Consider the following 25,431-nt stretch of genomic DNA (forward strand, 5'->3'; position numbering starts at 1 on the left):
CATTCGATTGCATCGATGGGATCATCATCCGGACGAATCATCCGGAGGAATGGCCATGAGTCTGCTGATCAACGGCGAGCTGCGCGAAGGCTGGCTGGAGGAGGAATCCGACGAGAACGGCGAGTTCGTGCGCCAGGATCAGCAGTACCGCAACTACGTGACCGCCGACGGCAGCCCCGGCCCGCTGGGCGAGGGCGGCTACCCGGTCGAATCCGGGCGCTATCACCTGTATGTGTCGTATGCCTGCCCCTGGGCCCATCGCGCGCTGATCCTTCGCCGGCTCAAGGGGCTGGAGCCGCATATCGGGCTGTCGGTGGTGCACCACTACATGGGCGATGCCGGCTGGTCGTTCGATGACTGCGACGGCTGCACCGGGGACCGGGTGCACGGCTCGCGTTACATGCACGAGCTCTACACCCGTACCGATCCGCACTACACCGGCATCGTGACCGTGCCGGTGCTGTTCGACACCGAGCGCGACCGCATTGCGAACAACGAGTCGCTGGATCTGGTGCGCATGTTCAACAGCGCCTTCGATCACATCACCGGCAACACCCTGGATTTCTACCCGGAAGACCTGCGCGAGGAGATCCACGCGGTCAACGAGCGGGTGTACGAGAACGTGAACAACGGGGTCTATCGCTGCGGCTTCGCGACCACCCAGCACGCCTATGATGCCGCCTTCGACCGCCTGTTCGAGACCCTCGACTGGCTGGAGGAGCGCCTCGCGCGCCAGCCGTTCCTGGTCGGCGCCCGCCTGACCGAGGCCGACTGGCGACTGTTCACCACGCTGGTGCGTTTCGATCCGGTGTACTACAGCCACTTCAAGTGCAATCGCCAGCGGCTGAGCGACTTCCCGGCGCTGTCGGCCTATCTGCGCATGCTCTACCAGCGCCCGGGCGTGGCCGAGACCGTGCGCATGGACCACATCAAGGCGCACTATTACGGTTCGCATCCGATGCTCAACCCGTCGGGGATCGTGCCGAAGGGGCCGGTCATCGATCTCGACGCCGCGCACGGGCGCCCGTTGGGCGCCCTCCCCGGGACCCTGCGGAACCCGGGCGAATGAACCGGGTCGGTTGGTCATGTACAGGCACCCGCCTGCCGGGCGGCCCTGCCCCGCGGGTGGCGTGATGAAAGGAGTCCATTGGTGAAGGCAAGCGGGATCATCGGCGGCATCCTGGTCCTCGCCCTGGCGGCGGGCGGGGCGTGGTGGCTGCAGCAGCAGGACGATGCCGGGGCCGCGCGCGCGACCCTGCCGGACTCCGGCGAGCGTGACGAACGCACGCCGGTGCGCGTCAGCGAGGTGGCGCCGCGCGAGTTCGAGACCGTGATCGAGGCGCTGGGCACGGTCGCCGCGCGCGAGTCGGTCACGGTGCGTGCGCCGGTGACCGCACGGGTGGAATCACTGGAGTTCGAGGACGGTGATCGCGTCGAGGCGGGCGATGTTCTGGTGGAGCTGCGCGCGGAGGAGGAGCGCGCGCGCCGCGACGAGGCTCGCGTGAGGGTCGAGGAGGCCAGCCGCGAGCTGGCGCGGGTGCGCGACCGGGTGGAGGACGGCATCGTGACCCGCCAGGAGGTCGACCAGCAGGCCTCGCGGCTGGCCGAGGCCCGGGCCGCGCTGGCCGCGGCCACGGCGCAGGTCGAGGACCGCACCATTCGCGCGCCCTTCACCGGCACCCTGGGCCTGCGCGAGGTGAGCCCCGGGGCCATGGTCACGCCGGACACCGCGCTGGTGGAACTGGATGACATCCGCACGGTGCGCCTGGACTTCCCGGTGCCGGAGCGCTTTGCCGGGGCCATCGAACTGGGCATGCCGGTCACCGGGCACAGCGCGGTCGGCGATTTCGCGGCCGACGTGACCGCACTGAGCAACCGTATCGACGCGGCCACGCGCACCCTGAACGTGCGCGCGGTGGCCGACAACCCGGAACAACGCCTGCGCCCGGGCATGTTGGCCACGGTGCGCCTGGCGCTGGACCCGCAGCAGGCGCCGGCGGTGCCCGAGGGCGCGGTGGTGCAGACCGCCGACCAGCACTTCGTCTTCCGCCTGCAGGAGGATGAAACGGTCAGTCGCGACCGGATCCGCATCGGTCGCCGCGCGCCCGGATGGGTGGAGGTGCTGGACGGCGTCGAACCCGGCGACACGGTGGTTTCCGAGGGCGTTTCGCGGGTGCGTGACGGCATGACCGTGCGCGTGCTGGACTCCGGAGACGACGGATGATCATCTCCGATGTCGCCAATCGCCGGCCGGTCCTGGCGATCGTCTTCAACCTGCTGCTGGTGACCTTCGGTCTGATTGCCTGGGATCAGCTGCCGCTGCGCGAATACCCCGACGTCGACCCGCCGGTGGTCACGGTGGACACCAACTATCCCGGCGGCAGCGCGGAGATCATCGAGCGCGAGGTGACCCAGCGCCTGGAGGACCGCATCGCCGGCGTGGAGGGTATCCGCTACATGGAGTCCTCCAGCGACGACGGGCGCTCGCGCATCACCATCGAATTCGGTCTGGACCGCGACATCGACGCCGCCGCCAACGACGTGCGCGAGGCGGTCAGCCGGGCGCAGCGCAACCTGCCCGACGAGGTCGAACCGCCGCGCATCACCAAGGCGGATTCGGATTCCTCCCCCATACTCTGGCTCAACCTCTCCAGCGATCGCATGAACGCGCTGGAGCTGGCGGACTATGCCGAGCGCAATCTGGTCGACCGCCTGTCGGTGGTGGACGGCGTGGCACTGGTGCGTCTGGGCGGTGCACGCAGCTACGCCATGCGCGTGTGGATCGACCGCGAGGCGCTGGCGGCGCGCGACCTGACCGTGCTCGAGATCCAGGACGCGCTGGAGCGCGAGAACGTGGAACTGCCGGCCGGGCGGCTGGATTCCGACGAGCGCGAATTCCGCATACGCGTGGAACGCAGCTATCGCTCGCCGGAGGACTTCGAGAACCTGGTCCTGCGCCGCGGCGCGGACGGTCAGCTGGTACGGCTGGGCGACGTGGCGGCGGTCAACATCGGCGCCGACACCGAGCGCACCGAGTTCCGCGGCAACGGCGAGGACATGATCGGGCTGGGGATCATCCGCCAGTCCAACGCCAACGTGCTGGAAGTCGCCAGTGCGGTGAAGGCACTGGCCGCCGACCTGGAAGGCAGCCTGCCGGAGGGGACCTCGCTGGTCCCCACCTACGACGAATCGGTGTTCATCGAGGGGGCGTTGCAGGAGGTCTACGTGACCCTGGGCGTCGCGACCCTGGCGGTGGTCGCGGTGATCTATCTGTTCCTCGGCAGCTGGCGCGCCACGCTGATCCCGGCGGTGACCGTGCCGGTGGCCCTGACCGCGGCCTTCATCGGCATCAACCTGTTCGGCTTCTCGGTAAACCTGCTGACCCTGCTCGCGCTGGTGCTGGCGGTCGGGCTGGTGGTGGACGATGCCATCGTCATGCTGGAGAACATCCATCGGCGCATCGAGCGCGGCGAGCCCGGGCTGCTGGCCGCCTGGCGCGGGGCACGTCAGGTCGGTTTCGCGATCGTCGCCACCACCTCGGTGCTGGTGGCGGTGTTCGTGCCGCTGGCCTTCCTCGACGGCATGGTCGGGCGGCTGTTCGCCGAGTTCGCGATCGCGATGGCGATCGCCGTGGTGTTCTCCAGCATCGTGGCGCTGACCCTGGCGCCGGTGCTCTCCGGGCGCCTGATGCACAAGGGCGATGACGAGACCGGTGCGGCGCGTCTGGTGGGCCGCGCGTTCGGTGCCATCGAGACCGGTTACGGGAAGCTGCTGTCCGGTGGACTGCGCGTGTCCTGGCTGGTGGTCCCGCTGCTGGGCGGGGTGCTGATCGGGGCCTGGTACCTGTTCGACAGCCTCCCCGAAGAATTCGCGCCGGAGGAGGATCGCGGTGCGTTCTTCGTGATGGTGGATGGCCCCGAGGGCGCCAGTTTCGACTACATGAGCCGGCAGATGGCCGAGGTGGAAGAGCGTCTGCAGCCGCTGATGAGCGAGCAAGGCGGACCGATCCGGCGCGCCCTGGTGCGCACGCCGCGCGGGTTCGGCGGCGTGGAAACGGTCAACGACGGTTTCGTGATCGTGATCCTCGAGCACTGGAACGACCGCGAACCCTCCGGGCGCGAGGTCATGAACTGGATCGAGGGCAGCGTCGGCGAGATGCCGGGCGTGGAGGTCCGCGCGTTCATGCGTCAGGGGCTCAGCACCGGCGCGCCGGGACCACCCGTGCAGTTCGTGATCGCCGGGCCCGATTTCGACACCCTGGAGGAATGGGGCAACGTGGTGCTGGACGAGGTGCGCGACGTGGACGGGTTGCGTAACCTGCGGCTGGACTACGAGCCGACCCAGCCGCAGCTGAGCCTGAGCGTGGACCGCGACCGCGCCGGGGATCTGGGCATCTCCATGCGCGACATCGGGCGTACCCTGGACATCCTGCTGGGTGGCCGCGCGGTAACCCGCTGGCAGGACCGTGGCGAGGAATACGACGTGATCCTGGAGGGGTTGACCGACCAGCGGCGCACCACCGAGGCCATCGACAATATCCACCTGCGCGCCGAATCCGGCGAGCTGGTGCCGCTGTCCAGTGTGGTGCGTTACGAGGAACGTGCCGGGCCGGCCTCGCTGTCGCGCTTCAACCGGGGCCGTGCGGTGACCCTGCAGGGCGGCGTGGGCGGCGACCTGACCCTGGGCGAGGCGCTGGACATCCTCGACGCGGCGGCGGAACGGGTGCTGCCGGACGAGGCGCAGATCGACTACAAGGGCGAGTCGCTGGACCTGCGCGAGGGCTCGGAGGCGATCCTGTTCGTGTTCGCGCTGGCGCTGCTGGTGGTGTTCCTGGTGCTGGCGGCCCAGTTCGAGAGCTTCGTGCACCCGTTCGTGATCATGCTCACCGTGCCCCTGGCGGTGGTGGGCGCGTTGCTGGGCCTGAGCCTGACCGGGCAGACGCTGAACATCTACAGCCAGATCGGGATCGTGATGCTGATCGGGCTGGCGGCGAAGAACGGCATCCTGATCGTGGAGTTCGCCAACCAGCTGCGCGACCGTGGCCGCGAGTTCCGCGATGCCGTGATCGAGGCCGGACGTCTGCGCCTGCGCCCGGTGCTGATGACCGCGCTGACCACCGTGGCCGGTTCCATCCCGCTGATCCTGGCCTCCGGCCCGGGCGAGGAGACGCGCTTCGTGATCGGGGTGGCGGTGTTCTCCGGCGTGCTGTTCGCGACCGTGTTCACCCTGTTCGTGATCCCGGCCACCTACTACCTGATCGCCCGCGGAACCACCTCCCCGCTGGCCACCACGCGGCGGCTGCAGTCACTGGACGAAGAGGTCAGGGATGTAGACGGGGAGACCCGCCCGTAGGAGGCCGGCCCTCCGGCCGATGTCGGCGGTGGGCCGGCCCCGGCCGTCGGGGCACCGGATGGGCCGGATCGGCGAGGGGGCTCGCCTCCTACAAGGGGGTGTCGATGGGTGCCCGGTTGGTAGGAGGCCAGCCCCCTGGCCGATGTCGGCGGTGGGCCGGCCCCCGGCCGTCGGGGCACCGGTTGGGCCGGATCGGCGAGGGGGCTCGCCTCCTACAAGGGGGGTGTCGATGGGTGCCCGTTGGGTAGGAGGCCGGCCCTCCGGCCGATGTCGGCGGTGGACCGGCCCCGGTCGTCGGGGCACCGGATGGCCTGATCGGTGCGCTACCCGGAAGCGGGGCTATTGCAGCACTTCCTCCTGGAAGCCCTTGAAGCCGCCTTCCATGAAGTAGTAATCCTCGATCCCGTATTCTTCCAGGGTGTACTGGAACGCCTTGATTTCGTGCCCGGTGATGTCATAAACGAGCAGCGGGGCGTCGGAGTCGCGGGCCTGTTCCAGGTAATCCTCCAGGGCTTCGGTGTCCCCCGCCGGGATGTTGGTCTCGGAATTGAGGAACAGACCGACCTGGTCCTGTTCGAACGGGCGCCGGATGTCCAGCACCCGGGCATTGTCGCGCTGCGCGCGCTCGGAGAACTCCATCGGCGGCAACAGGCGCTCGCGGAATTCGTTGAAGTCGATCAGATCGGCCCGTTCGATCGGCGCTTCCCCGAACAGGGCGGTGTCCTCGGGGTAATGCTCGGCCCAGTCGAAGATGCCGTAATCCATGGCCATGGCGTCGTCGAAGCCGGCGGCCTTCATGCGTTCCACGGCCTGATAGCTCATGAAGCAGGTATGGCCCCGGCAATAGAAGGCGACCGGCTTGTCCGGGTCCTCTTCGTGGATCTCGAGCACCTTGTCGACGAAGTCCTCGTCGTCGATGCTCACGTGCCGTGCGCCGTCGATGCGCAGGGTGTCGTATTCGTAGCGCGTGCGCACGTCGATGACGTGGACCTCGTCGCGGGCGTATTTCGCCGCCAGCTCCTCGAGATCCAGGGCGTCCACGTAGAAATAGATGGAGCGTCCCGGCGGTTCATACCCCTCGGCCTCGGGATCGAGTTCCATGTCACCGGGCTCTGCGGTGTCTCCGGTGCTGGCGGCAGCCTGACCAGAGAGTGCCAGCAGGCCGGCGGAGAACAGGGCGAGAGTAAGGCGAGAGGGCTTGAAAAACATGGCGAACTGCTCCATGAAAGGTCTACTGCTCCCACTCTAGACACTTCAGCGTGTGGTTTCTACTCCGGGCCGTTTCCTTCGCGTGGCTGGAATGCCAGGACCGCGGAATTGATGCAGTAGCGCAGTCCCGTGGGCGGCGGACCGTCCGGAAAGACATGCCCCAGGTGCGAGTCGCAGGTGGCGCAGCGCACCTCGGTCCGCTCCATGCCCAGCGAGGCGTCGCGGTGTTCGGAAACGGCTTCGGCGGTGACCGGCGCGGTGTAGCTGGGCCACCCGCTGCCGGAATCGAATTTCGCCGTGCTGTCGAACAGCGTCGCGCCGCACACCGCGCAGTGATAACGACCGGAGGCCTTGTGGTCATGGTATTCGCCGGTGAACGGCGGCTCGGTGCCCGCCTGGCGGGCGATGCGGTACTGCTCCGGGGTGAGGCGCCGGCGCAGTTCGTCTTCGTCGACAGGGGTGTCGGGATGCGGGCGGTTGCTCATGTCACTGCCTCTGCGGTAATTCGTGTTATCTTGCGAGTCGGGTCCACCAGCGAATGGCCACGGGCGAGGAGATCATATTGAGCTGTCCGGACTGTGAACGCATCAACGTCCTTCCGACCGGTGCGGGGACTCTCTACCTCGCGCCGGTGCTGGCGCATACCCGTGCCACTCTGCGCCAGCGGCTGATCGAGGAGCGTTTCCCCTGCAGCGAACCGGCTTCGGGGATACTGGCGGTGGCCGTGGATCCGGAGCACGACCTGGGGGCGACCCTTTCGCGTCTCGACGAGGCCCTGAGCCATTCGGAGCAGAACGGGTGCCGCGCGACCTTCGTCCCCGGGGGTGAGCAGTTCGGCGTGGAGCACCTGCAGGACACGCATCTGCTGTCCACGCTGATCGCCCGGCACAACGCGCGCGATCTGGCGGCCATCCTCGCCAGTGATGCCCTGGACTTTCATTTCCAGCCCATCGTGCACGCGGCCCGGCCGGATCAGGTGTTCGCCTGGGAGGCGCTGGTGCGGGCCAGCTCGCCGGCGGGGGAGTTGATCCCGCCGAACATCCTGTTCGAACAGGCACGGGCGGCGGAGATGATGTTCCACCTCGATCGCGCGGCGCGCATCAATGCGATCCGCCGTGCGACCGAACGCGGCATCCGCGACCAGCTGTTCATCAACTTCAATCCCACCGCGATCTACGACCCGGCGTTCTGCCTCGAAACGACCGTGCGCGAGATCGGCGGCATCGCGCCGGATGTCCCCGCTCCCGCGGGCTTCGTGTTCGAGGTAATCGAGAGTGACCAGATCACCGACATCGAACACCTGCGGCGCATCATCGATCGCTATCGCAACGCCGGTTTCCGGGTCGCCCTGGACGATCTCGGTGCGGGCTATGCGTCGCTCAACCTGCTGTCGCAGCTGCGACCGGACTTCGTGAAGATCGACCGCGAACTGGTCCGCGGCATCGACGCCGACGAATATCAGCAGAAGATCCTCGGCAAGATCATCGAGCTGGCGCGCGAGCTGGACATTCGTATCGTGGCCGAGGGCATCGAGACCCCGGAGGAGTGGCGCTGGCTGAAGGACCGGGTCGACTACTGCCAGGGGTTCCTGTTCGCCCGCCCGGCGGCCGAACCGCCGGCGCCGGTACATCCCGATCCCGAGGTGCCGTAGGAGGCGAGCCCTCTCGCCGATCAGGCCCATCCGGTGCCTCGACGGCCGAGGCCGACCTCCCGCCGACATCGGCCGGAGGGCCGGCCTCCTACGGGGTGTCGATGGGTGTCCGCTCGGCAGGGGGCTGGCCTCCTGCGGGTTGTGGTGGCGCCGATGTGCACATCGGACCGGCCTTCACTAAACTGAGGAACATGACGACTCTGCCGCATGATGCCCGCAATCCGACGCTGGAAGCGGCCGCCCAGCTGCTGCGCGATGCCGAGGTGCGCTATCAGGGGCGCACCGTCGGCACGGTGGCCAGCCTCGACAGCCGCGCCCCGGCGGAAAACTATGCCGACTGCTTCATCCGCGACTTCGTGCCCTCCGGGCTGGTCTATCTGCTGCACGACGAACCCGAGGTGGTGCGCGATTTCCTCGGTCTGATCCTGCGCATCCGCGATACCCAGGAGGAGATCGAGGGTCACCGGCGCCTGCCGCGGGTGATGCCGGCCAGCTTCCGCGTGGTGACCGATCCGAAGGGGCGCGAGACCCTGGCCGCGGATTTCGGCGATCGCGCGATTGGCCGGGTGGCCCCGGTGGATTCAATGATGTGGTGGGTGCTGCTGGCGCGTGCCTACCAGAACCGCACCGGCGACCACGAGTTCATCAAGTCGCCCGACGTGCAGCGCGGCATCCGCCTGATCCTCAGTATCTGTCTGCAGGACCGCTTCGAGGTCTTCCCGACCCTGCTGGTGCCCGACGGCAGTTTCATGATCGACCGGCGCATGGGGGTGTACGGGCATCCGCTGGAGATCCAGGCGCTGTTTTACGGCATGCTCAAGGCCGCGCTGGCGATGCTCGAGCCCTGCGATACGGACTCCGAGCAGCTGTGCGAGCAGTCGGCCATCCGTACCCGGCAGCTGGCGGACTACATCCGCCACTACTACTGGCTGGACCTGGAACGCCTGAACGCCATCCATCGCTACCGTACCGAGCACTTCGGCCACGAGTCGGAGAACGCATTGAACATCTACCCCGAGAGCATCCCCGACTGGCTGGTGGACTGGATCCCGTCGGAGAGTGGTTACCTGGTCGGCAACCTCGGTCCGGGGCGCATGGATTTCCGCTTCTTCAGTTTCGGCAACCTGCTGGCGGTGCTGTTCGGGCTGGCCGACGAACACGAGTCGCGGCTGATCATGCAGACCTTCGAGCAGCGCTTCGAGGACCTGATCGGCACCATGCCGGTGAAGATCTGCTACCCCGCGATGATGGGCGAGGAATGGCGCCTGCTGACCGGGTCGGACCCGAAGAATACCCCCTGGTCGTATCACAACGGCGGCAACTGGCCGGCGCTGCTGTGGGCCTTTACCGGGGCGGCGATGCGCGTGGGCCGCCCGGACCTTGCCCGCAGCGTGCATGCGGTGGCGGCCGAGCGGCTGCATCGCGACGACTGGCCCGAATACTATGACGGTCGCCACGGCCGTCTGATCGGGCGGCGGGCCAACTACCGCCAGACCTGGTCGGCCACCGCGGTGCTGCTGTCCCAGGCGATGATCGACAACCCCGAAACCCTGTCGCTGTTCGACAGTCCGGAGCCCGAAACACCATGAAGAAGACTCAGAGCAAGTCCCGCCAGGGCGAAGGCCTTTATCTTGTTCTGATCAGCGTGCATGGCCTCATTCGAGGCGAAAATCTGGAACTCGGCCGGGATGCCGACACCGGCGGGCAGACCCTCTACGTGGTCGAGCTGGCGCGTGCCCTGGCGCGGCATCCGCAGGTCGGACGGGTAGACCTGCTGACCCGGCGGGTGGTCGACAGCCGGGTCGACGACGACTATGCCGAACCGGTGGAGGATCTGGGTGACGGTGCCCATATCGTGCGCCTGGACTGCGGGCCGAAGCGCTACCTGCGCAAGGAAAAGCTCTGGCCGTATCTTGACTGCTTCGCCGACAACGCCCTGGCGCATATCCGGCGGGTCGGGCTGCGCCCGGACGTGATCCACGGTCATTATGCCGATGCCGGCCATGTCGCGGTGCGGCTCTCCAACCTGCTGGGCGTGCCCATGCTGCAGACCGGGCACTCGCTCGGGCGGGTCAAGCGCGAGCGCCTGCGCGAGGGCGGGCTGTCGGATGCCGACATCGAAGCGCGCTACAACATCTCCACCCGCATCCATGCCGAGGAGGAGGCCCTGGCGCACGCCCACCGGGTGATCGCCAGCACGCGTCAGGAGGTGGACGAGCAGTACGCCACCTACGACAACTATCAGCCCGAGCGCATGGAGGTGATCCCGCCGGGGACCGACCTCGAACGCTTCCATCCGCCGAAACGCGGCGCACGCAAACCGCCGATCTGGGCCGAGATCCGGCGTTTCCTGCAAAAGCCCGACCGGCCGCTGATCATGGCGCTGTCGCGCGCCGACGAGCGCAAGAATATCCGCAGTCTGGTGGATGCGTATGCCGGTAACGAATGGCTGCGCGAGAACGCCAACCTGCTGATCGTGGCCGGCAACCGTGACGACATCCGCGATCTGGAAAAGGGCGCGCGTGAGGTCCTCACGGATCTGCTGCTGCGCATCGACCGCCACGACCTGTATGGCAAGGTGGCCTACCCCAAGCACCACGGCTCGGACGATGTTCCCGATCTCTACCGCCTGGTGGCGGCTACCCGCGGGGTGTTCGTGAATCCCGCCCTGACCGAGCCGTTCGGCCTGACCCTGATCGAGGCGGCGGCCAGCGGTGCCCCCATCGTCGCCACCAACGACGGCGGCCCCGACGAGATCGTCTCGCGCTGCCACAACGGCCTGCTGATCGATCCGCTGGATCCCGAGGGGATCGCCGATTCCATCCAGGCGATCCTCGCCGACCGCCCGCGCTGGCAGCGTTATTCGCGCGACGGGCTCAAGGGCGTGCGCAAGCACTATTCCTGGGACGGGCACGCGGAGAAATACGTGCGCCTGCTGCGCTCGCTGTCGCGCGAGGTGCGTCAGGTGCGGCACGAACAGCGCCAGGTCTCCGGTCGCCTGGCGAACGTGGACCGCGCGGTGATCACCGACATCGACAACACCCTGCTCGGCGACACGAAGGCGACCCGGGCGTTTGTCGCCTGGCTCCGGCGCAACCGCAAGCGGGTGGCCTTCGGCGTGGCTACCGGGCGCCGCATCGATTCCGCCGCCGCGGTGCTGGAGGAACACGGCGTGCCGATGCCGGACGTCTGGATCACCTCGGTGGGCAGCGAGATCCACTACGGGTCCGAACAGACCCCGGATCGTGGCTGGGCCCGGCATATCAGCCATCGCTGGGAACCCGATCGCCTGCGCGAGGAACTGGACGGCGAGCCCGGGCTGGTGCGCCAGCCGGACATCGACCAGCGCTCGCACAAGGTCAGCTATTTCGTCGAACCGCCCGGCAGCATCGACGTGGAGGCGATCGAGACCCGGCTGTACCGGGCCGATCTGCATGCCCACGTGATCTATTCCCACGAACGCTTCCTGGACCTGCTCCCGGTGCGGGCATCCAAGGGGCTGGCGGTGCGCTACTTCGCCGACAAGTGGGGCATCCCGCTGGAGCATGTACTGGTCGCCGGCGATTCGGGCAACGACGAGGACATGCTGCGCGGGCGCCTGCTGGGGGTGGTGGTGGGCAATCATCAGCCCGAGCTGCAGTCCCTGCGTGGCTTCAAGCGGATCTTTTTCGCCCGCGCCACGCATGCGCGCGGCATCCTCGAGGGGATCGAGCACTTCGATCTGCTCAACCGCTGCGACGTGCCCGGCAACGGCCAGACCTGCTGAGGTTACGGGACCGGCAGCAGCAGCGCGATGCCGGTGAGGACCGTCACCACCTCGAACGCCCGTTTGACCAGGCGGTTGCCGTAGCGGATCGCCAGCGTGGCGCCCAGATAACCGCCGATGAAGCTGCCGAGGAGCAGCGCCGGCAGCCAGTCCCACTGCACCGTGCCGAAGGTGCCCAGCATCAGCGCACCGGCGCCATTCCACACCAGCCCCACCAGCACCATGGTGTAGCCGACGGCCTCGGTGTAGCTCATGCCGTACCAGCGCACCAGCCACAGCGTGACCATCAGCCCGGTGCCGGAGGCCAGCGAGCCGTTGAGCGCGCCGATCACGAACAGCCCGGCGGCACCGATCAGGGCGTGGTTGAGGCTGTCGGAGGTGACCCGGCGCTTCTGTCCCAGCTGCGGGCGCCGCCAGGAATACCACCCCAGGGCGACGGTCAGCAGGCCCAGGGCGATCTCCCCGGCGCGTGGCGGGATCTCCAGCACCAGCCAGGCCCCCAGCAGTACGCCCGGTACGCCGGCCCCCAGGATGACCCCTAGTCGGCCCGGGGAAAATGTGCTTTCCTTCACATGTCGCAGGCCGGCGCCCGCCCCCAGGGCCACCGTGGCGATCTTGTGAGTCGCCAGGGCCACCGGGTAGGGCAGGCCGAGGAAGATCAGGGCCGGGAGCTGCAAGAGCCCCGCGCCGCCGCCCGCCAGCGCGGAGAAGCCGTTGGCGATGAGGGCCACGAGCGCGAGCCCGAGATGCTCGAGGATGGACATGAGAGTAAGCGGACCAATGTACGGGAACGGGATGGCTGTCGGGGTGCTGCTCGGCGCCCTGGCCATGCTGCTGGCCATGTCGGTGGCACCGGCGGTGGCCGGCGACATCCATCGCTGGGTGGATGATGACGGCACGGTACGTTTTTCGGACAAGCCGAGGCCGGAATCCAGCGACCGCGAGCGGCAAGTGTACGACCGCCAGGGCTTCGTGCGCGAGGTGGTGCCGGCCCCGCCCACCGCCGAGGAACGCGAGGCGGCGGCCGAGGAACGCCGGCGCGCCGAGCAGGCGCAGGAGTCGGGTGAGGGTGCCGCCCTCGACCAGGCGGCCCGCAAGCGTCAGCTGGAGCGCGTCTACGATTCGCTCGCCGAGATCGACTCCCTGCGTGAACGGCGCATCGCCGCGCTGGAGAACAATATCCGCATGAGCGAGCGTCAGGCGCGGGTCCTCGAGCGCGAACGCGACCGCATCGAACGCCAGCAGGCTCGCAATCCGGACAGCGCCGCCCTGCGGGCACGTTACGCCGACGAGCTGGAGGACGTGCAGGGCCGGCTGGAGCGCGAACGGGCCTACCAGGAACGCCAGCAGGCCCGTATCGACGAGATGAACGCGCAGTTCGACGCGGACGCCGAAGACTACCGCGAACTGGTCCTGGAAGAGGAGGACTGAGCGCGCCGCACCGTGCCGTGCCCGGGCGCGGAGCGGGTCAGCGGCTGATCAGGGTGCCCACGCCCTCGTCGGTCAGCAGCTCCAGCAGGACTGCGTGTTCCACCCGGCCGTCGACGATGTGGGTGGCGTTGACGCCGCTGCGCACCGCATCCAGGGCACAGCGGATCTTGGGGATCATGCCGCCATGGATGGTCCCGTCACGGATCATCTCGTCCACCTGCGGCGCGGCGAGCTTCGGCAGCAGCGTGCCGGTACCGTCCAGCACCCCGGGGGTGTTGGTCAGCAGGAACAGCTTCTCCGCATCCAGTACCACCGCGAGCTTTTCCGCCGCGGTATCGGCGTTGATGTTGTAGGCGCGCCCCTCGCGGTCGAAGCCGATGGGGGCGATCACCGGGATGAAGCTGCTGTGGTCGAGGGTATGCACGATGGCCGGATCCACGCCTTCCACCTGACCGACATGGCCCAGATCCACGTCGGGGTCCTCGCCGCGCAGCGGCGTGGCGCGGATCATCTGCCCGTCCTTGCCGGTCAGGCCCACCGCGCGACCGCCGTAGCGGTTGATCAGTGAAACGATCTCCTGGTTGACGATCCCGCCCAGGACCATCTGCACCACGTCCATGGTCTCGCGGTCGGTCACCCGCAGGCCGTCGACGAACTCCGATTTCTTGCCGAGGCGATCCAGCAGCTCACCGATCTGCGGGCCGCCGCCGTGGACCACCACCGGGTTCACGCCCACCTGCTTGAGCAGCACGATGTCGCGCGCGAAGCTCGCCTTCAGGTGGTCTTCGGTCATGGCGTTGCCGCCGTACTTGATGACGATGGTCTTGCCTGCGAAACGCTGGATGTAGGGCAGCGCCTCGATCAGGACATGGGCGACGGAATGGGCGGTGTCGGTGTCCATGGCTGGGGGTCCGGTTGACGTTCGGGGGCGGAGTTTATCACCCGGCGCGGGGCCGCGGTGCGGGCGAACGGCGTCAGCGCTGGCCGGATGAACCGAAGCCGCCGGCGCCGCGCTCGCTTTGCTCGAAGTCATCGACCACGCGGAACCGCGGCTGCAGTACCGGCACGATGACCAGCTGCGCGATGCGGTCGCCGACGTCGATGGAGATCGGTGCATCACTGCGGTTCCAGGCGGAGACCATCAGCGGGCCCTGGTAGTCGGCGTCGATCAGTCCGACCAGGTTGCCCAGTACCAGGCCCTTCTTGTGGCCCAGGCCCGAGCGCGGGAGGATCATGCCGGCGTAGCCCGGGTCGGCGATGTGCACCGCCAGCCCGGTGGGCAGCAGCTCGGCTTCGCCCGGGGCCAGGTTCAGCGGTTCTTCCAGCATGGCGCGCAGATCCACGCCGGCGGAGCCCTCGGTGGCGGGGGCGGGCAGCGGGAAGTCCGTGCCCATGCGCGGATCAAGGACCTTCAGATCGATTTCCGGGGCGGGCATGCGTCAGTTTCCTTGGGTCGGAGAGGGGTTGGCCGGGTGCGTCTGCAGGCGCTCGGCGATCAGGGTGATCAGTTCGCGGGCCAGGCGGTCCTTGGGCTGGCGTGGCAGTTCGCGTTCGCCGTCGGGCCACAGGCACAGCAGGCTGTTGTCGCCGTGGCCGAAACCCCGGCCGCCGTCCACGCGGTTGGCGGCGACCAGATCCAGGCCCTTGGCGACGAGCTTGTCGCGGGCGTATTCCCGCAGGTTGTCGGTCTCGGCGGCGAATCCGACCAGCAGCGGCCGGGCTGCAAGCTCGTCGACCCGCCGGGCCACGTCGGCGAGGATGTCCGGGGTGCGTTCCAGTTCCAGCGTCAGGTCTTCGCGGGTCTTTTTCAGCTTCTGCGCGGCCGGGTCGGAGGGCCGGTAGTCGGCCACCGCGGCGGTGGCGATGAACACCTCCGTGCCCTCCAGCGCCTCCAGCACCGCCGCATGCATCTCCGCCGCCGTCTCCACCGCGTGGGCCTGTACGCCGGGCGGTACCGCCAGCTCGCAGGGACCGTGCACCAGGGTGACCCGGGCGCCGGCATCGTGCGCGGCGGCGGCCACGGCAAACCCCATGCGTCCGGAGCTGCGGTTGCCGAGGTAGCGCACCGGGTCCACCGGTTCGCGGGTCGGCCCGGCGGTGATCAGGATACGGCGGCCCTGCAGCGGGCCGGGGCTTGTATCCAGCAGGGCGGAAGTAATGTTCGCCGGTTCCGCCATGCGTCCGGCGCCCTGCTCGCCACAGGCCTGCTCGCCGCTGTCCGGCCCGACGAACCGCACGCCGCGCTCGCGCAGGGTGGTGTGGTTGGCACGGGTCGCCGGGTGCTCCCACATGCGGTGGTTCATCGCCGGGGCCAGGGTAACCGGGGCGGCAGTGGCCAGCAGCAGGGTGGTCAGCAGGTCGTCGGCTAGCCCCTGGGCCATGCGCGCCATCAGGTCGGCGCTGGCGGGGGCGACCACGACGTGGTCGGCCCAGCGCGCCAGGGCGATGTGGTCCATCCCCGACTCCGCTTCGGCGTCCAGCAGATGGGTGCGCACCGGCTCGCCGGACAGGGCCTGGAAGGTCAGCGGGGTGACGAAGGCCTGCGCCCCCGCCGTCATCACCACGCGCACCGCGCAGCCGCGGCGGCGCAGTTCGCGCACCAGCTCGCAGGCCTTGTACGCCGCGATGCCGCCGCTGACCCCCACCAGGATGCGCGGGGCATCGGTCATCTCGCCGGTGTCCGCCGGGGTCGCGAAGATGTCCTCGGGATCGCTCATGTGCGGATTCTAACCCGTGAGCCGGGCCGGGTGCCGGATTCGGCCCCGGATGCGGGGTATCGCACGGGCAAGCCTTGCGCCGACCGCTGCGCCGCGCCAGTATCCGGGCAACGGAACCCGACCACAGGGAGGTGGATATGGCCATCACGGACTGGCCGGCGGGCGAGCGCCCGCGCGAGAAACTGCTGGAACGCGGTGCCGCCGCGCTGTCGGATGCCGAACTGCTGGCGATCTTCCTGCGCACCGGCGTGACCGGCAAGAGTGCGGTGGATGTCGCGCGCGACCTGCTGTCCCGCTTCGGCGGGCTGCGCCCGCTGCTGCAGGCCGACGAGGCCGGGTTCTGCGCGGCACCGGGGCTGGGGCAGGCCAAGTATGCCCAGCTGCAGGCCGTGCTGGAAATGGGCCGTCGGCATCTGGAAGCGGACCTGGAGCGCGGCGAGGCGCTGACCTCGCCGGCGGCCACCCGCCGGTTCCTGAGCGCCCGCCTGCGCGACTACCCGTTCGAAGTCTTCGGCGCGCTGTTCCTCGACAATCGCCACCGGGTGCTGGCGTTCGAGGAACTGTTCCGCGGCACCATCGACGGCACCAGCGTGCACCCGCGCGAGGTGGTGCGGCGGGTACTGCACCACAACGCCGCCGCGGTCATCCTCGCGCACAACCATCCTTCCGGCGTGGCCGAGCCCTCGCGCTCGGATGCGCTGATCACCCGGCGGCTGAGCGAGGCCCTGTCGCTGATCGACGTGCGTCTGCTGGATCACCTGATCATCGGCGATACCGCCGTGTCGCTGGCCGAACGCGGCGAGCTGTGAGCGGGCCCGAGAAGATGTGTATGTATCGATCGTCATCGAGTGGTGTATTATCGGTACATCGACGAACGCGGCCGGTCCGGCCGGACTCGCGGGAGAGGAGCCATGCGGACAACGATCAACATCGACGACGAGTTGCTGGAAGAAGCGCGACGCATGACGGGGGTGACCGAGAAGACGATCCTCGTTCGGGAAGGCCTGCGGGCGCTGGTGGAGCGCGAGAGCGCCCGTCGCCTCGCGCAACTGGGCGGCAGCGAACCCGATCTGGAGGCGGTTCCCCGCCGGCGCCCGATGGCGGGATGATCCTCGTCGATACTTCGGTATGGATCGATCATCTGCGCGAGGGGGAGCCGGAACTGGAGGTTCTGCTCCATGAATCGCGGGTGCTGGTGCATGCCTTCGTGATCGGCGAGCTCGCATGCGGAAATCTGCGCAACCGGAGCGAGATCCTGCGGCTGCTGGGGGATCTTCCGCACGCGACCCGGGCAACGGACGAGGAGGTGCTCGCGTGCATCGAGGCCCGCGAATTGATGGGTCGCGGTATCGGGTATGCCGATGCCCATCTGCTTGCTTCCGGCTTGCTGACGCCGGGCACGCGTCTGTGGACCCGGGATCGACGGCTGCATTGCGCGGCCGCCGACCTGGGGGTTGCCCGCGGCGCCTGACGAGGCTCAACCTCCGGGGCTGGCGTGGAGGGCGCGCTCGAGTGCGTTCAGCAGGGCGTCGACCTGGGCTTCGCTGTGGACGGCGGACAGGGTGATGCGCAGGCGGGCCTGGCCCTCGGGGACCGTGGGCGGGCGAATGGCGGGAACCAGGAAGCCGGCCTGCTGCAGGCGCTCGGCGATGGCCGTGGCGCGCGCCGCATCGCCCAGGATCACCGGCTGGATGGGCGTGTCCGGTGGCGGGTGAGGCAGGCCCAGGGTATCCAGCCCGGCGCCCAGACGCCGGATCAGGGCGCCCAGATGATCGCGGCGGTCGCCGGCCGCCTCGGCGATGCGGACGGACGCCAGGGTGGCGGTGGCCAGCGCGGCGGGCATCGCCGTGGTGTAGATATACGGGCGTGCGGTCTGGATCAGGGTCTCGATCAGCGCCTCACTGCCGGCGACGAAGGCCCCGGCAGTGCCGAAGCCCTTGCCCAGGGTGCCCATCAGGATCGGTACGTCGCCGGTATCCAGGCCGTAATGCTGGCAGCAGCCGCCGCCAGTCTCGCCGAGCACGGTGAAACCGTGGGCGTCGTCCACCATCAGCCAGGCGTCGAACTCGCGGGCCAGCGCGGCCAGCTGCGGCAGCGGGGCGATGTCGCCGTCCATGGAAAAGACCCCGTCGGTGACGATCAGGCGGTGGCCACCGGCGGGCGCCCGTTCGAGGCGCTGGCGCAGGTGTTCGGGGTCGCCGTGGCGGTAGCGCAGGCTGCGCGCGCCGGACAGGCGCACCGCGTCGATCAGCGAGGCGTGGTTCCAGCGGTCCTCGAACACCGTGTCGTGGCGCCCGACCAGGGTCTGTACCAGCGCGAGGTTGGCCATGTAGCCGGTGGAGAAGACCAGTGCCCGCTCGCGCCCGGTGAAACGCGCCAGCGCCTGTTCCAGCTCGGCGTGGGCCCGGGTGTGGCCGTTGATCAGGTGGGCGGCCCCGGCGCCGGTGCCGTAGGCGGCCAGCGCCTCGCGGGCGCCGGCGCTGACCGCCGGATCGGCGGCCAGGCCCAGGTAGTCGTTGGAGCAGAAGGCGACGACGCGGCGGCCGTCGATGACCTGCTCCGGCTGCTGCGGCCCCTCCAGCGTGCGCAGGCGGCGCCACAGTCCGGCCTCGCGGACGGTCTCGAGGCGCTGCTGGAGGAAGCGGTGCAGGGAGTCGCTCATGCCCGGCCGGGGATGCTGGCAGGCGGGAGGCGTCCGCCCCGGGGTGCCGGGCGGACGCCCGGCCTCACGCGCTGCGCGCGGCGGGTTCGGCGGCGTCCTCGCCGGTGTGCCCGTCGGCGGTTTCCGGCTGCAGGCCCAGGCGCTCGAACAGCGCGAGGTCGTGATTCTCGCCGGGGTTCGGCGTGGTCAGCAGGGTGTCGCCGTAGAACAGCGAGTTGGCGCCGGCGAGGAAGCACAGGGCCTGCATCTCGTCGGACATCTCGGTGCGCCCGGCGGACAGGCGCACGTAGGAGGCGGGCATCACGATGCGCGCGACCGCGATGCTGCGCACGAACTCCAGCGGATCGATGTTCTCCACGTCCTGCAGCGGGGTGCCCTCGACCTGGATCAGCTGATTGATCGGTACCGATTCCGGGTGCTTCGGCAGGTTGGCCATCTGCTGCAGCATGCGCGCGCGGTCACGGCGCGACTCGCCCATGCCGAGGATGCCGCCGCAGCAGACGTTCATGCCGGCCTCGCGCACGTGCTCCAAGGTCTCCAGCCGATCCTGATAGGTGCGGGTGGAGATGATGTGGCCGTAGAACTCCGGCGAGGTGTCGAGGTTGTGGTTGTAGTAGTCCAGCCCCGCCTCGGACAGGCGCTTCGCCTGCTCGGCCTTCAGCATGCCGAGGGTCATGCAGGTCTCCAGCCCCTCGGCCTTGACGGCGCGCACCATCTCGATCACGCGTTCCAGGTTCTTGTCGGTGGGGTTGCGCCAGGCGGCCCCCATGCAGAAGCGGGTCGCGCCCTGGGCGCGGGCGTTGCGGGCCGCCTCGACGACTTCGTCGACCGGCAGCAGGCGCTCGCGCTCCAGTTCCACGTCGTGGTGGGCGCTCTGCGGGCAGTAGGCGCAGTCCTCCGGGCAGGCACCGGTCTTGATCGACAGCAGCGTGCTGACCTGCACCGCATTGGGGTCGAAATGTTCCCGATGGGCGGTCTGCGCGCGGAAGATCAGGTCGTTCAGCGGCAGATCCAGCAGGGTTTCGACTTCCTCGGTGGTCCAGTCGTGGCGCAGCTCGCTCATAGGTGGTGCTCCTGGTCGGCCTCGGCCGGGACTTCGATGTCCGACCATGGCTCGCGATAGATGGTGTAGAGGGCATACAGCGACCACGGCAGCAGGATCACCGCGGCCACGGCCCAGTACGCGCGATAGTAGTCGATGTCGGGCGGGAAGAAGGTTGCCACCACGATCAGCGCGCCCATCAGGCCGTACAGCCGGTAGGCAGCCCACTGGGTGTGGTGCCCCACGCGCGGGTCGGGGTGATGCTTGTTCAGGGCATAGACGACCATGGATCCCCCGAACCACAGGATCAGCGGGACGATCCCCACGATCGCCGCGATGATGAAGCCCACGCCGACCCCGTCGCCGCCGACGAGGAACAGGGGGATACCGGCCACGCTGATGACGATGACGTTCCCGATATCGAACAGCGATGCCGCCCGCCGCGATCGGCGTCCGGAGATGGTCTTCGTTTCCATGAGCTATCCTGCCGGTAAAAGGTCGGAGTTTAGCATCATGGCACGCGGCCCTTCATGGATGACGGGGAGAGCGGGAATGCGGGTATGGCGCTGGCTGGAGGGGCCGTTTCCGTCGGCCTGCGGGCTTTGCGGGGCCGGCGTTGGTCCGGGCGATGCCCTGTGCGCGGGCTGTCTGGCGGAACTGGAACGGGTGGTGTCCCCCTGTCCGCGCTGTGGCGAGCCGGACGCCGTGGCGGGTCCGTGTCCCCGGTGCCGGGATCGCGAGCCGCGGCTGGCGGCACTGCATGCCCCGTGGCGCTATAGCTGGCCGCTGGATCGCCTGATCCTCGCACGCAAGCATGCCGATGACGCCACCGCGGCATGCGTGCTGCGGGAGCTGGCCCGGCGTGCGGCGGGCGAGCTGGCGGATGCGCGGCGCGCCGTGCAGCAGGGGCCGGATTGCGTGGTCCCGGTGCCGCTGCATCCCGAGCGTTACCGCGAGCGTGGCTTCAACCAGGCGCTGGAACTGGCGCGCGAAGCGGCGCGGGTGCTGGAGGCGCCGCTGGCGTCGCGGTTGGTGGTCCGGGTACGTGCCACCGAGTCGCAGCAGGGGCTGGGGCGGCGCGAACGCCGTCGCAACGTCGCACGTGCCTTTGCCCTGAGGCCCGGTGCGGAATTCCCGGAGGCGGCCCGGGTACTGCTGGTGGATGACGTGGCGACCACCGGGGCCACGCTGGATGCGCTGGCGGAGGCCCTGTATGCGGCGGGGGCGGCGCGGGTGGAGGCGCTGACGCTCGCGCGGGCCTGAGGTGCGTCGTTCGCAGGGCGCGGTTGGCGGCTCAGGCGGCCGCGCGCCACAGGTGATCGCCGATCATCGCCAGCATCACCACCGCGCCCAGATAATGATTGTTCTTGAACGCCCGCAGGCAGTCGGCCGGCTGGCGCTCGGCGATCAGGAACTGCTGGTAGAACATCAGCGCGGCGACCACCGCCAGCCCGGCCATGTAGACCCCGCCGAACTCCAGATTGCGTCCCAGCAGGAACAGGCCGATCCAGACCATCACCTGGAGCGCCCCGGTGATGGCGCGGTCCAGCTCGCCGAAGGCGATGGCGGTGGATTTCACCCCGATCTTCAGGTCGTCTTCGCGGTCGACCATGCCGTAGAAGGTATCGTAGACCGTGGTCCATGCGAGGGTGATCACGAACAGCAGCCAGGCCTCCGGCGGCGGCAGTTCGTTGTTCACTGCGGTAAAGGCCATAGGCACCGCCCAGGCGAACGCCGCGCCCAGATGCACCTGCGGGAAATGATGGAAACGCTTGGAGAACGGATAGGTGCCCGCGAGCAGCACCGCCACCACCGAGAACGCGATGGTCAGCGGGTTGGTGAACAGCACCAGCACGAAGGCCACCAGGCACAGCGCCGCGAACACCACCAGGGCCTCGCGCGGGGTGATACTGCCGATCGCCAGCGGGCGGTCGCGGGTGCGCGTGACATGGGCGTCGAAATGGCGGTCGGCGTAGTCGTTGATCGCGCAGCCGGCCGAGCGCATCAGGGTGACCCCGGCGACGAAGATGAACAGCAGGTGCCAGGGTGGCAGGCCGTCGGCGGCGATCCACAACGCCCACAGCGTCGGCCACAGCAGCAGGTAGATGCCCACCGGCCGGTCCAGCCGGGTCAGGCGGGCGTACTCGTACAGGCGCTCGCGCGGGGTCATGGCCGGGGCGGGTCAGTCGGCGGCTTCGTGGCGCAGGGTCGCCAGTACCGGTCCGGTCTCGGGGTGCACCCCGCGCCAGATCGCGAAGGCCTCGGCGGCCTGTTCCACCAGCATGCCCAGACCGTCGCTGCTGAGTGCGCAGCCGTTCGCCTCGGCCCAGTCGAGAAAGCGCAGCGCGGCCGGGCCGTAGACCAGGTCGTAGGCCGTGGTCCGCGGACCGACCAGACCGGCGGGCAGCTCCAGGGCATCCTCGGACAGCCCGGCGGCGGTGGCGTTGAGGATCAGATCGAACGGGCCATCCGGCAGGGCGTCCAGGGCGCAGGCCTGCAGACGGGTGTCGCCGGCGAGATCGGCGAAGTCGCGGGCGAGGCCCTCGGCCCGGGCCGGGGTGCGGTTGGCGACGACCAGCTCGGCGGGCGTGCGTTCCAGCAGCGGCTGCAGAATGCCGCGGGTGGCGCCGCCGGCCCCCAGGATCAGGATGCGGCGGCCGTTCAGGTCGCAGCCGAGGCGGTCTTCCAGATCGCGCAGCAGGCCGACGCCGTCGGTGTTGTCGCCATGGATGCGGCTGTTGTCGCCGGTCCACAGGGTGTTGGCCGCCCCGGCGCGGCGGGCGCGGTCGGAGAGGACGGCCGCGAGCTGGCAGGCGTCTTCCTTGAACGGGACGGTCACGTTGACGCCGCGCAGTTCCCCGGCCAGCCAGCCGCCAACCTCTTCGGCGAACTGCCCCGGGGTGCCGCGGCGTGCCTCGTAGGTCATCGCCTGCCCGGTCTGTTCGGCGAAAAGGGCGTGGATGCGCGGCGACAGGGAATGATGGATCGGGTTGCCCACCACCGCGTAGCGATCGGGACGGCTCATGACGTGGCGTCCTCCGCCAGCCATTCGGCCGCCGCCCGGGCGTAGTAGGTGAGGATGCCGTCGGCGCCGGCGCGCTTCATGCCGGTCAGGGCCTCCAGCACGCAGGCGCGTTCGTCGAGCCAGCCGCGTTCGGCGGCGGCCTTGAGCATCGCGTATTCGCCGGATACGTGGTAGACAAAGGTCGGGCGCTGAAAGCGCTCGCGGATGCGGTGGACCACGTCGAGATACGGCATGCCCGGCTTGACCATCACCATGTCGGCACCCTCCGCCAGATCGGCGGCTACCTCGTGGATCGCCTCCTCGCCGTTGGCCGGATCCATCTGGTAGGTCTCCTTGCTGCCGCGGCCGAGGTTGCCGGCCGAGCCCACCGCGTCGCGGAACGGGCCGTAGAACGCCGAGGCGTACTTCGCCGAGTAGGCGAGGATGCGCGTGTGGACCTGGCCGTCGTCTTCCAGCGCGTTACGGATGGCGCCGATGCGTCCGTCCATCATGTCCGAGGGCGCGACCACGTCGGCGCCGGCCGCGGCATGCGAACGCGCCTGACGCACCAGGGCCTCCACGGTGATGTCGTTCACCACATAGCCGTCGTCATCGATGATGCCGTCCTGGCCGTGGGTGGTGAACGGGTCCAGGGCCACGTCGGTGATCACGCCCAGATCCGGAAGCTCGGCCTTCAGCGCGCGAACCGCGCGCTGGGCGAGGCCCTCCGGGTTCCATGCCTCGGCGGCGTCCAGGCTCTTCTTCTGCACCGGGACCACCGGGAACAGGGCCAGGGCCGGGATGCCCAGGCGGTGGCCGGCGGCAGCGTCGACCAGCAGCTGGTCAATGGAGACCCGCTCCACGCCGGGCATCGAGGGCACCGGTTCGCGGACCCCTTCGCCTTCGGTCACGAACACCGGCAGGATCAGGTCGTCGGCGCTCAGGCGATGCTCGCGCATCAGCCGCCGGGAGAAGGCATCCCGGCGCATGCGGCGGGGGCGGCTGGCGGGATAGGGGGCGATGGGGGCGGTCATATGTGCGCGTCCTCGATCGGGGTTGCTCACTCGGCCTCGGCCAGCCAGTCGCGGGGCACCAGGTAGCGCTCGTAGAGTTCGGCCTCCGGGGTGCCGGCTTCCGGCCGGTAGTTGTATTCCCAGCGCACCAGCGGGGGCAGCGACATCAGGATCGATTCGGTGCGCCCGCCGGACTGCAGGCCGAACAGGGTACCCCGGTCGTAGACCAGATTGAACTCCACGTAGCGCCCGCGGCGGTAGAGCTGGAACTGGCGTTCGCGTTCGCCCCATTCGAGATCGCGGCGGCGGCGCACGATGGGGGCATAGGCCTCGAGGTAGGCATCGCCCACGCTCTTCATGTAGCCGAAGGCGTGCTCGAAGCCGCCCTCGTTGAAGTCGTCGAAGAACAGCCCGCCGATGCCGCGCGGTTCCCCGCGGTGCTTGAGGAAGAAGTAGTCGTCGCACCACTTCTTGTGCTCGGGGTAGAGGTGCTCGCCGAACGGCCGGCAGGCGGCCTCGGCGGTGCGGTGCCAGTGGATGCAGTCCTCGTCGAAGCCGTAGTAGGGCGTCAGGTCGAAGCCGCCGCCGAACCACCACACCGGATCCTCGCCCGGTTTTTCTGCGACGAAGATCCGCACGTTGGCGTGCGAGGTGGGCACATAGGGATTGTGCGGGTGGATCACCAGCGAGACCCCGGCGGCCTGGAACGAGCGCCCGGCGAGTTCCGGGCGGTGGGCGGTGGCCGAGGCCGGCAGGGTGTCGCCCATCACGTGCGAGAAGTTGACCCCGGCCTGTTCGAAGGTCGCGCCGCCGGACAGTACCCGAGTGCGCCCGCCACCGCCGGCCGGGCGGTCCCAGGCGTCCTCGTGGAAACCGGCCTCGCCGTCGAGTTCCTCGATGCCGGCACAGATGCGGTCCTGCAGCCCCCGCAGGTATTCGGTTACGCGATCGATGGAGACGTCGTCTTCGCGGGCCATGTGGGCTCCTCTCAATGATCCGTTTCGGGTTCGGTGTCGCCGCCGCGCAGCCAGGCGCCGGTGCGGGCATCGCGGATGGCGGTGGGCCCGGCCAGGTCGCCACATTCGGCCTGGAGGATGACATCCACCCCGTCGCCGAAGCGGCGTTCCACGCAGGCGGCATCGGTGCACGGCGGCTCGCCGGCGGGATTGGCGCTGGTGGAGACCAGGGCGCTCTCCACGGCCGCACACAGCTCTCGGGCCGGGGGATGCGCGGTGACGCGTACCGCCAGGGTGTCGTGCTCGCCGCGCAGCAGGGCCGGGCAATCCGGGGCGGCCGGCCACAGCCAGGTGACCGGCCCCGGCCAGCTGGCCTCCACCCGGACACGCGCGTCGGCTTCCAGGGGGGCCAGCCATCCGGCAAGGCGCTCCAGACGGTCGCTGATCAGGATCAGGCCCTTGGCGTCGGGACGGCCTTTCAGGGCCAGGATGCGGCGTACGGCGGCCGGGTCGTCCGGGCGACAGCCCAGACCGAACACCCCTTCGGTGGGGTAGGCCACCACGCCGCCGGCGCGCAGGATGCGCGCCACGGCTTCCACGGAGTTCGTGCGGGTCCCGGGGGCCGGGG

General features: G+C 69.2%; 25 protein-coding genes. 11 read left to right on the forward strand and 14 right to left on the reverse strand.

The window, feature by feature from the left end:
• The first annotated feature begins 55 nt into the window (after nt 1-55).
• The 3 genes from F573_RS0104680 (at nt 56) to F573_RS0104690 (ending at nt 5,352) form a co-directional block, all read left to right on the forward strand.
• On the forward strand, nt 56-1,069 hold the full coding sequence (locus F573_RS0104680) for a glutathione S-transferase family protein (protein WP_019021632.1): 1,014 nt from the start codon (nt 56-58) through the stop codon (nt 1,067-1,069).
• Nucleotides 1,070-1,150: 81 nt separating this feature from the next.
• Complete coding sequence (locus tag F573_RS0104685; RefSeq protein WP_019021633.1) at nt 1,151-2,224, forward strand: efflux RND transporter periplasmic adaptor subunit; 1,074 nt, start codon at nt 1,151-1,153, stop codon at nt 2,222-2,224.
• Nucleotides 2,221-5,352: an efflux RND transporter permease subunit gene (locus F573_RS0104690; RefSeq protein ID WP_019021634.1), complete on the forward strand. Its 3,132-nt coding sequence runs from the start codon at nt 2,221-2,223 to the stop codon at nt 5,350-5,352. Before F573_RS0104685 ends, F573_RS0104690 begins: the two co-directional genes overlap by 4 nt.
• Before the next feature lie 339 nt (nt 5,353-5,691).
• On the opposite strand, the gene F573_RS0104695 is transcribed toward F573_RS0104690, so the two are convergent.
• Together F573_RS0104695 and msrB are read right to left on the reverse strand one after the other, a co-directional pair.
• Nucleotides 5,692-6,576 carry a rhodanese-like domain-containing protein gene (locus F573_RS0104695; RefSeq protein WP_018869153.1) on the reverse strand — a complete coding sequence of 295 codons (885 nt, stop codon included), beginning with the start codon at nt 6,574-6,576 and terminating at the stop codon, nt 5,692-5,694.
• A 44-nt stretch (nt 6,577-6,620) separates the two neighbouring features.
• Nucleotides 6,621-7,046: a peptide-methionine (R)-S-oxide reductase MsrB gene (gene msrB / locus F573_RS0104700; protein WP_019021636.1), complete on the reverse strand. Its 426-nt coding sequence runs from the start codon at nt 7,044-7,046 to the stop codon at nt 6,621-6,623.
• Nucleotides 7,047-7,123: 77 nt separating this feature from the next.
• Between msrB and F573_RS0104705 the strand changes: the two genes are divergently transcribed.
• The 3 genes from F573_RS0104705 (at nt 7,124) to F573_RS0104715 (ending at nt 11,978) form a co-directional block, all read left to right on the forward strand.
• Nucleotides 7,124-8,212 (forward strand): EAL domain-containing protein, encoded by a 1,089-nt coding sequence (locus tag F573_RS0104705; RefSeq protein WP_019021637.1) that lies wholly within the window; start codon nt 7,124-7,126, stop codon nt 8,210-8,212.
• Between the two features lie 191 nt (nt 8,213-8,403).
• A complete protein-coding gene (locus tag F573_RS0104710; protein ID WP_019021638.1) occupies nt 8,404-9,801 on the forward strand; it encodes a glycoside hydrolase 100 family protein in 1,398 nt (465 codons plus the stop codon).
• Nucleotides 9,798-11,978 (forward strand): HAD-IIB family hydrolase, encoded by a 2,181-nt coding sequence (locus F573_RS0104715; protein WP_019021639.1) that lies wholly within the window; start codon nt 9,798-9,800, stop codon nt 11,976-11,978. Before F573_RS0104710 ends, F573_RS0104715 begins: the two co-directional genes overlap by 4 nt.
• A 2-nt stretch (nt 11,979-11,980) precedes the next feature.
• Here the strand turns inward: F573_RS0104715 and F573_RS0104720 are convergent, their stop codons facing one another.
• Entirely contained in the window at nt 11,981-12,742 is a 762-nt protein-coding gene (locus F573_RS0104720) for a sulfite exporter TauE/SafE family protein (protein WP_019021640.1), read from the reverse strand.
• 16 nt (nt 12,743-12,758) lie between these two features.
• On the opposite strand from F573_RS0104720, the gene F573_RS0104725 reads away from it, so the two are divergent.
• Complete coding sequence (locus F573_RS0104725; protein WP_019021641.1) at nt 12,759-13,409, forward strand: DUF4124 domain-containing protein; 651 nt, start codon at nt 12,759-12,761, stop codon at nt 13,407-13,409.
• Nucleotides 13,410-13,446: 37 nt separating this feature from the next.
• On the opposite strand, the gene argB is transcribed toward F573_RS0104725, so the two are convergent.
• The 3 genes from argB to coaBC all read right to left on the reverse strand — a co-directional run bounded on the left by argB (nt 13,447) and on the right by coaBC (nt 16,126).
• Complete coding sequence (argB, locus tag F573_RS0104730; RefSeq protein ID WP_019021642.1) at nt 13,447-14,310, reverse strand: acetylglutamate kinase; 864 nt, start codon at nt 14,308-14,310, stop codon at nt 13,447-13,449.
• A 73-nt stretch (nt 14,311-14,383) separates the two neighbouring features.
• Entirely contained in the window at nt 14,384-14,845 is a 462-nt protein-coding gene (gene dut, locus F573_RS0104735; RefSeq protein WP_018946659.1) for a dUTP diphosphatase, read from the reverse strand.
• A gap of 3 nt (nt 14,846-14,848) precedes the next feature.
• Nucleotides 14,849-16,126 carry a bifunctional phosphopantothenoylcysteine decarboxylase/phosphopantothenate--cysteine ligase CoaBC gene (gene coaBC, locus F573_RS0104740; RefSeq protein ID WP_019021643.1) on the reverse strand — a complete coding sequence of 426 codons (1,278 nt, stop codon included), beginning with the start codon at nt 16,124-16,126 and terminating at the stop codon, nt 14,849-14,851.
• 137 nt (nt 16,127-16,263) lie between these two features.
• Here coaBC and radC point away from each other — a divergent pair, with 137 nt between their 5' ends.
• From radC to F573_RS0104755, 3 genes are all read left to right on the forward strand, one after another.
• Nucleotides 16,264-16,935: a DNA repair protein RadC gene (gene radC, locus F573_RS0104745; protein ID WP_019021644.1), complete on the forward strand. Its 672-nt coding sequence runs from the start codon at nt 16,264-16,266 to the stop codon at nt 16,933-16,935.
• Nucleotides 16,936-17,037: 102 nt separating this feature from the next.
• Nucleotides 17,038-17,235 carry a type II toxin-antitoxin system VapB family antitoxin gene (locus F573_RS0104750; RefSeq protein WP_019021645.1) on the forward strand — a complete coding sequence of 66 codons (198 nt, stop codon included), beginning with the start codon at nt 17,038-17,040 and terminating at the stop codon, nt 17,233-17,235.
• Nucleotides 17,232-17,597, forward strand: coding sequence for a type II toxin-antitoxin system VapC family toxin (locus F573_RS0104755; RefSeq protein ID WP_019021646.1), 366 nt, complete (start codon nt 17,232-17,234; stop codon nt 17,595-17,597). The genes F573_RS0104750 and F573_RS0104755 overlap by 4 nt, the downstream gene beginning before the upstream one ends.
• Before the next feature lie 6 nt (nt 17,598-17,603).
• Here the strand turns inward: F573_RS0104755 and bioF are convergent, their stop codons facing one another.
• From bioF to F573_RS0104770, 3 genes are all read right to left on the reverse strand, one after another.
• Nucleotides 17,604-18,788: an 8-amino-7-oxononanoate synthase gene (gene bioF, locus F573_RS0104760; RefSeq protein WP_019021647.1), complete on the reverse strand. Its 1,185-nt coding sequence runs from the start codon at nt 18,786-18,788 to the stop codon at nt 17,604-17,606.
• Between the two features lie 64 nt (nt 18,789-18,852).
• Complete coding sequence (gene bioB, locus F573_RS0104765) at nt 18,853-19,851, reverse strand: biotin synthase BioB (protein WP_019021648.1); 999 nt, start codon at nt 19,849-19,851, stop codon at nt 18,853-18,855.
• On the reverse strand, nt 19,848-20,306 hold the full coding sequence (locus tag F573_RS0104770) for a hypothetical protein (protein ID WP_018869168.1): 459 nt from the start codon (nt 20,304-20,306) through the stop codon (nt 19,848-19,850). Before F573_RS0104770 ends, bioB begins: the two co-directional genes overlap by 4 nt.
• A 76-nt stretch (nt 20,307-20,382) precedes the next feature.
• Here F573_RS0104770 and F573_RS0104775 point away from each other — a divergent pair, with 76 nt between their 5' ends.
• Nucleotides 20,383-21,093, forward strand: a complete 711-nt coding sequence (locus tag F573_RS0104775) for a ComF family protein (protein WP_019021649.1) — start codon at nt 20,383-20,385, stop codon at nt 21,091-21,093.
• Between the two features lie 31 nt (nt 21,094-21,124).
• Here the strand turns inward: F573_RS0104775 and ubiA are convergent, their stop codons facing one another.
• Genes ubiA through F573_RS0104800 form a run of 5 tightly spaced genes read right to left on the reverse strand, consistent with a single transcriptional unit; the run spans nt 21,125 to nt 25,402 of the window.
• On the reverse strand, nt 21,125-22,000 hold the full coding sequence (gene ubiA / locus F573_RS0104780; protein WP_019021650.1) for a 4-hydroxybenzoate octaprenyltransferase: 876 nt from the start codon (nt 21,998-22,000) through the stop codon (nt 21,125-21,127).
• Nucleotides 22,001-22,012: 12 nt separating this feature from the next.
• Nucleotides 22,013-22,855, reverse strand: coding sequence for a shikimate dehydrogenase (gene aroE, locus F573_RS0104785; protein ID WP_019021651.1), 843 nt, complete (start codon nt 22,853-22,855; stop codon nt 22,013-22,015).
• The gene (gene hemB, locus F573_RS0104790; RefSeq protein ID WP_019021652.1) at nt 22,852-23,868 is read right to left on the reverse strand and encodes a porphobilinogen synthase; all 1,017 of its coding nucleotides are present in this window, start codon (nt 23,866-23,868) and stop codon (nt 22,852-22,854) included. Before hemB ends, aroE begins: the two co-directional genes overlap by 4 nt.
• A 26-nt stretch (nt 23,869-23,894) precedes the next feature.
• The gene (hemF, locus tag F573_RS0104795) at nt 23,895-24,824 is read right to left on the reverse strand and encodes an oxygen-dependent coproporphyrinogen oxidase (protein WP_019021653.1); all 930 of its coding nucleotides are present in this window, start codon (nt 24,822-24,824) and stop codon (nt 23,895-23,897) included.
• A gap of 11 nt (nt 24,825-24,835) precedes the next feature.
• The gene (locus tag F573_RS0104800; protein WP_018869174.1) at nt 24,836-25,402 is read right to left on the reverse strand and encodes an L-threonylcarbamoyladenylate synthase; all 567 of its coding nucleotides are present in this window, start codon (nt 25,400-25,402) and stop codon (nt 24,836-24,838) included.
• Nucleotides 25,403-25,431: the final 29 nt, after the last annotated feature.

Origin of the sequence: Thioalkalivibrio sp. ALE23 (genome assembly GCF_000378545.1) — a bacterium.
Lineage (GTDB): Bacteria > Pseudomonadota > Gammaproteobacteria > Ectothiorhodospirales > Ectothiorhodospiraceae > Thioalkalivibrio.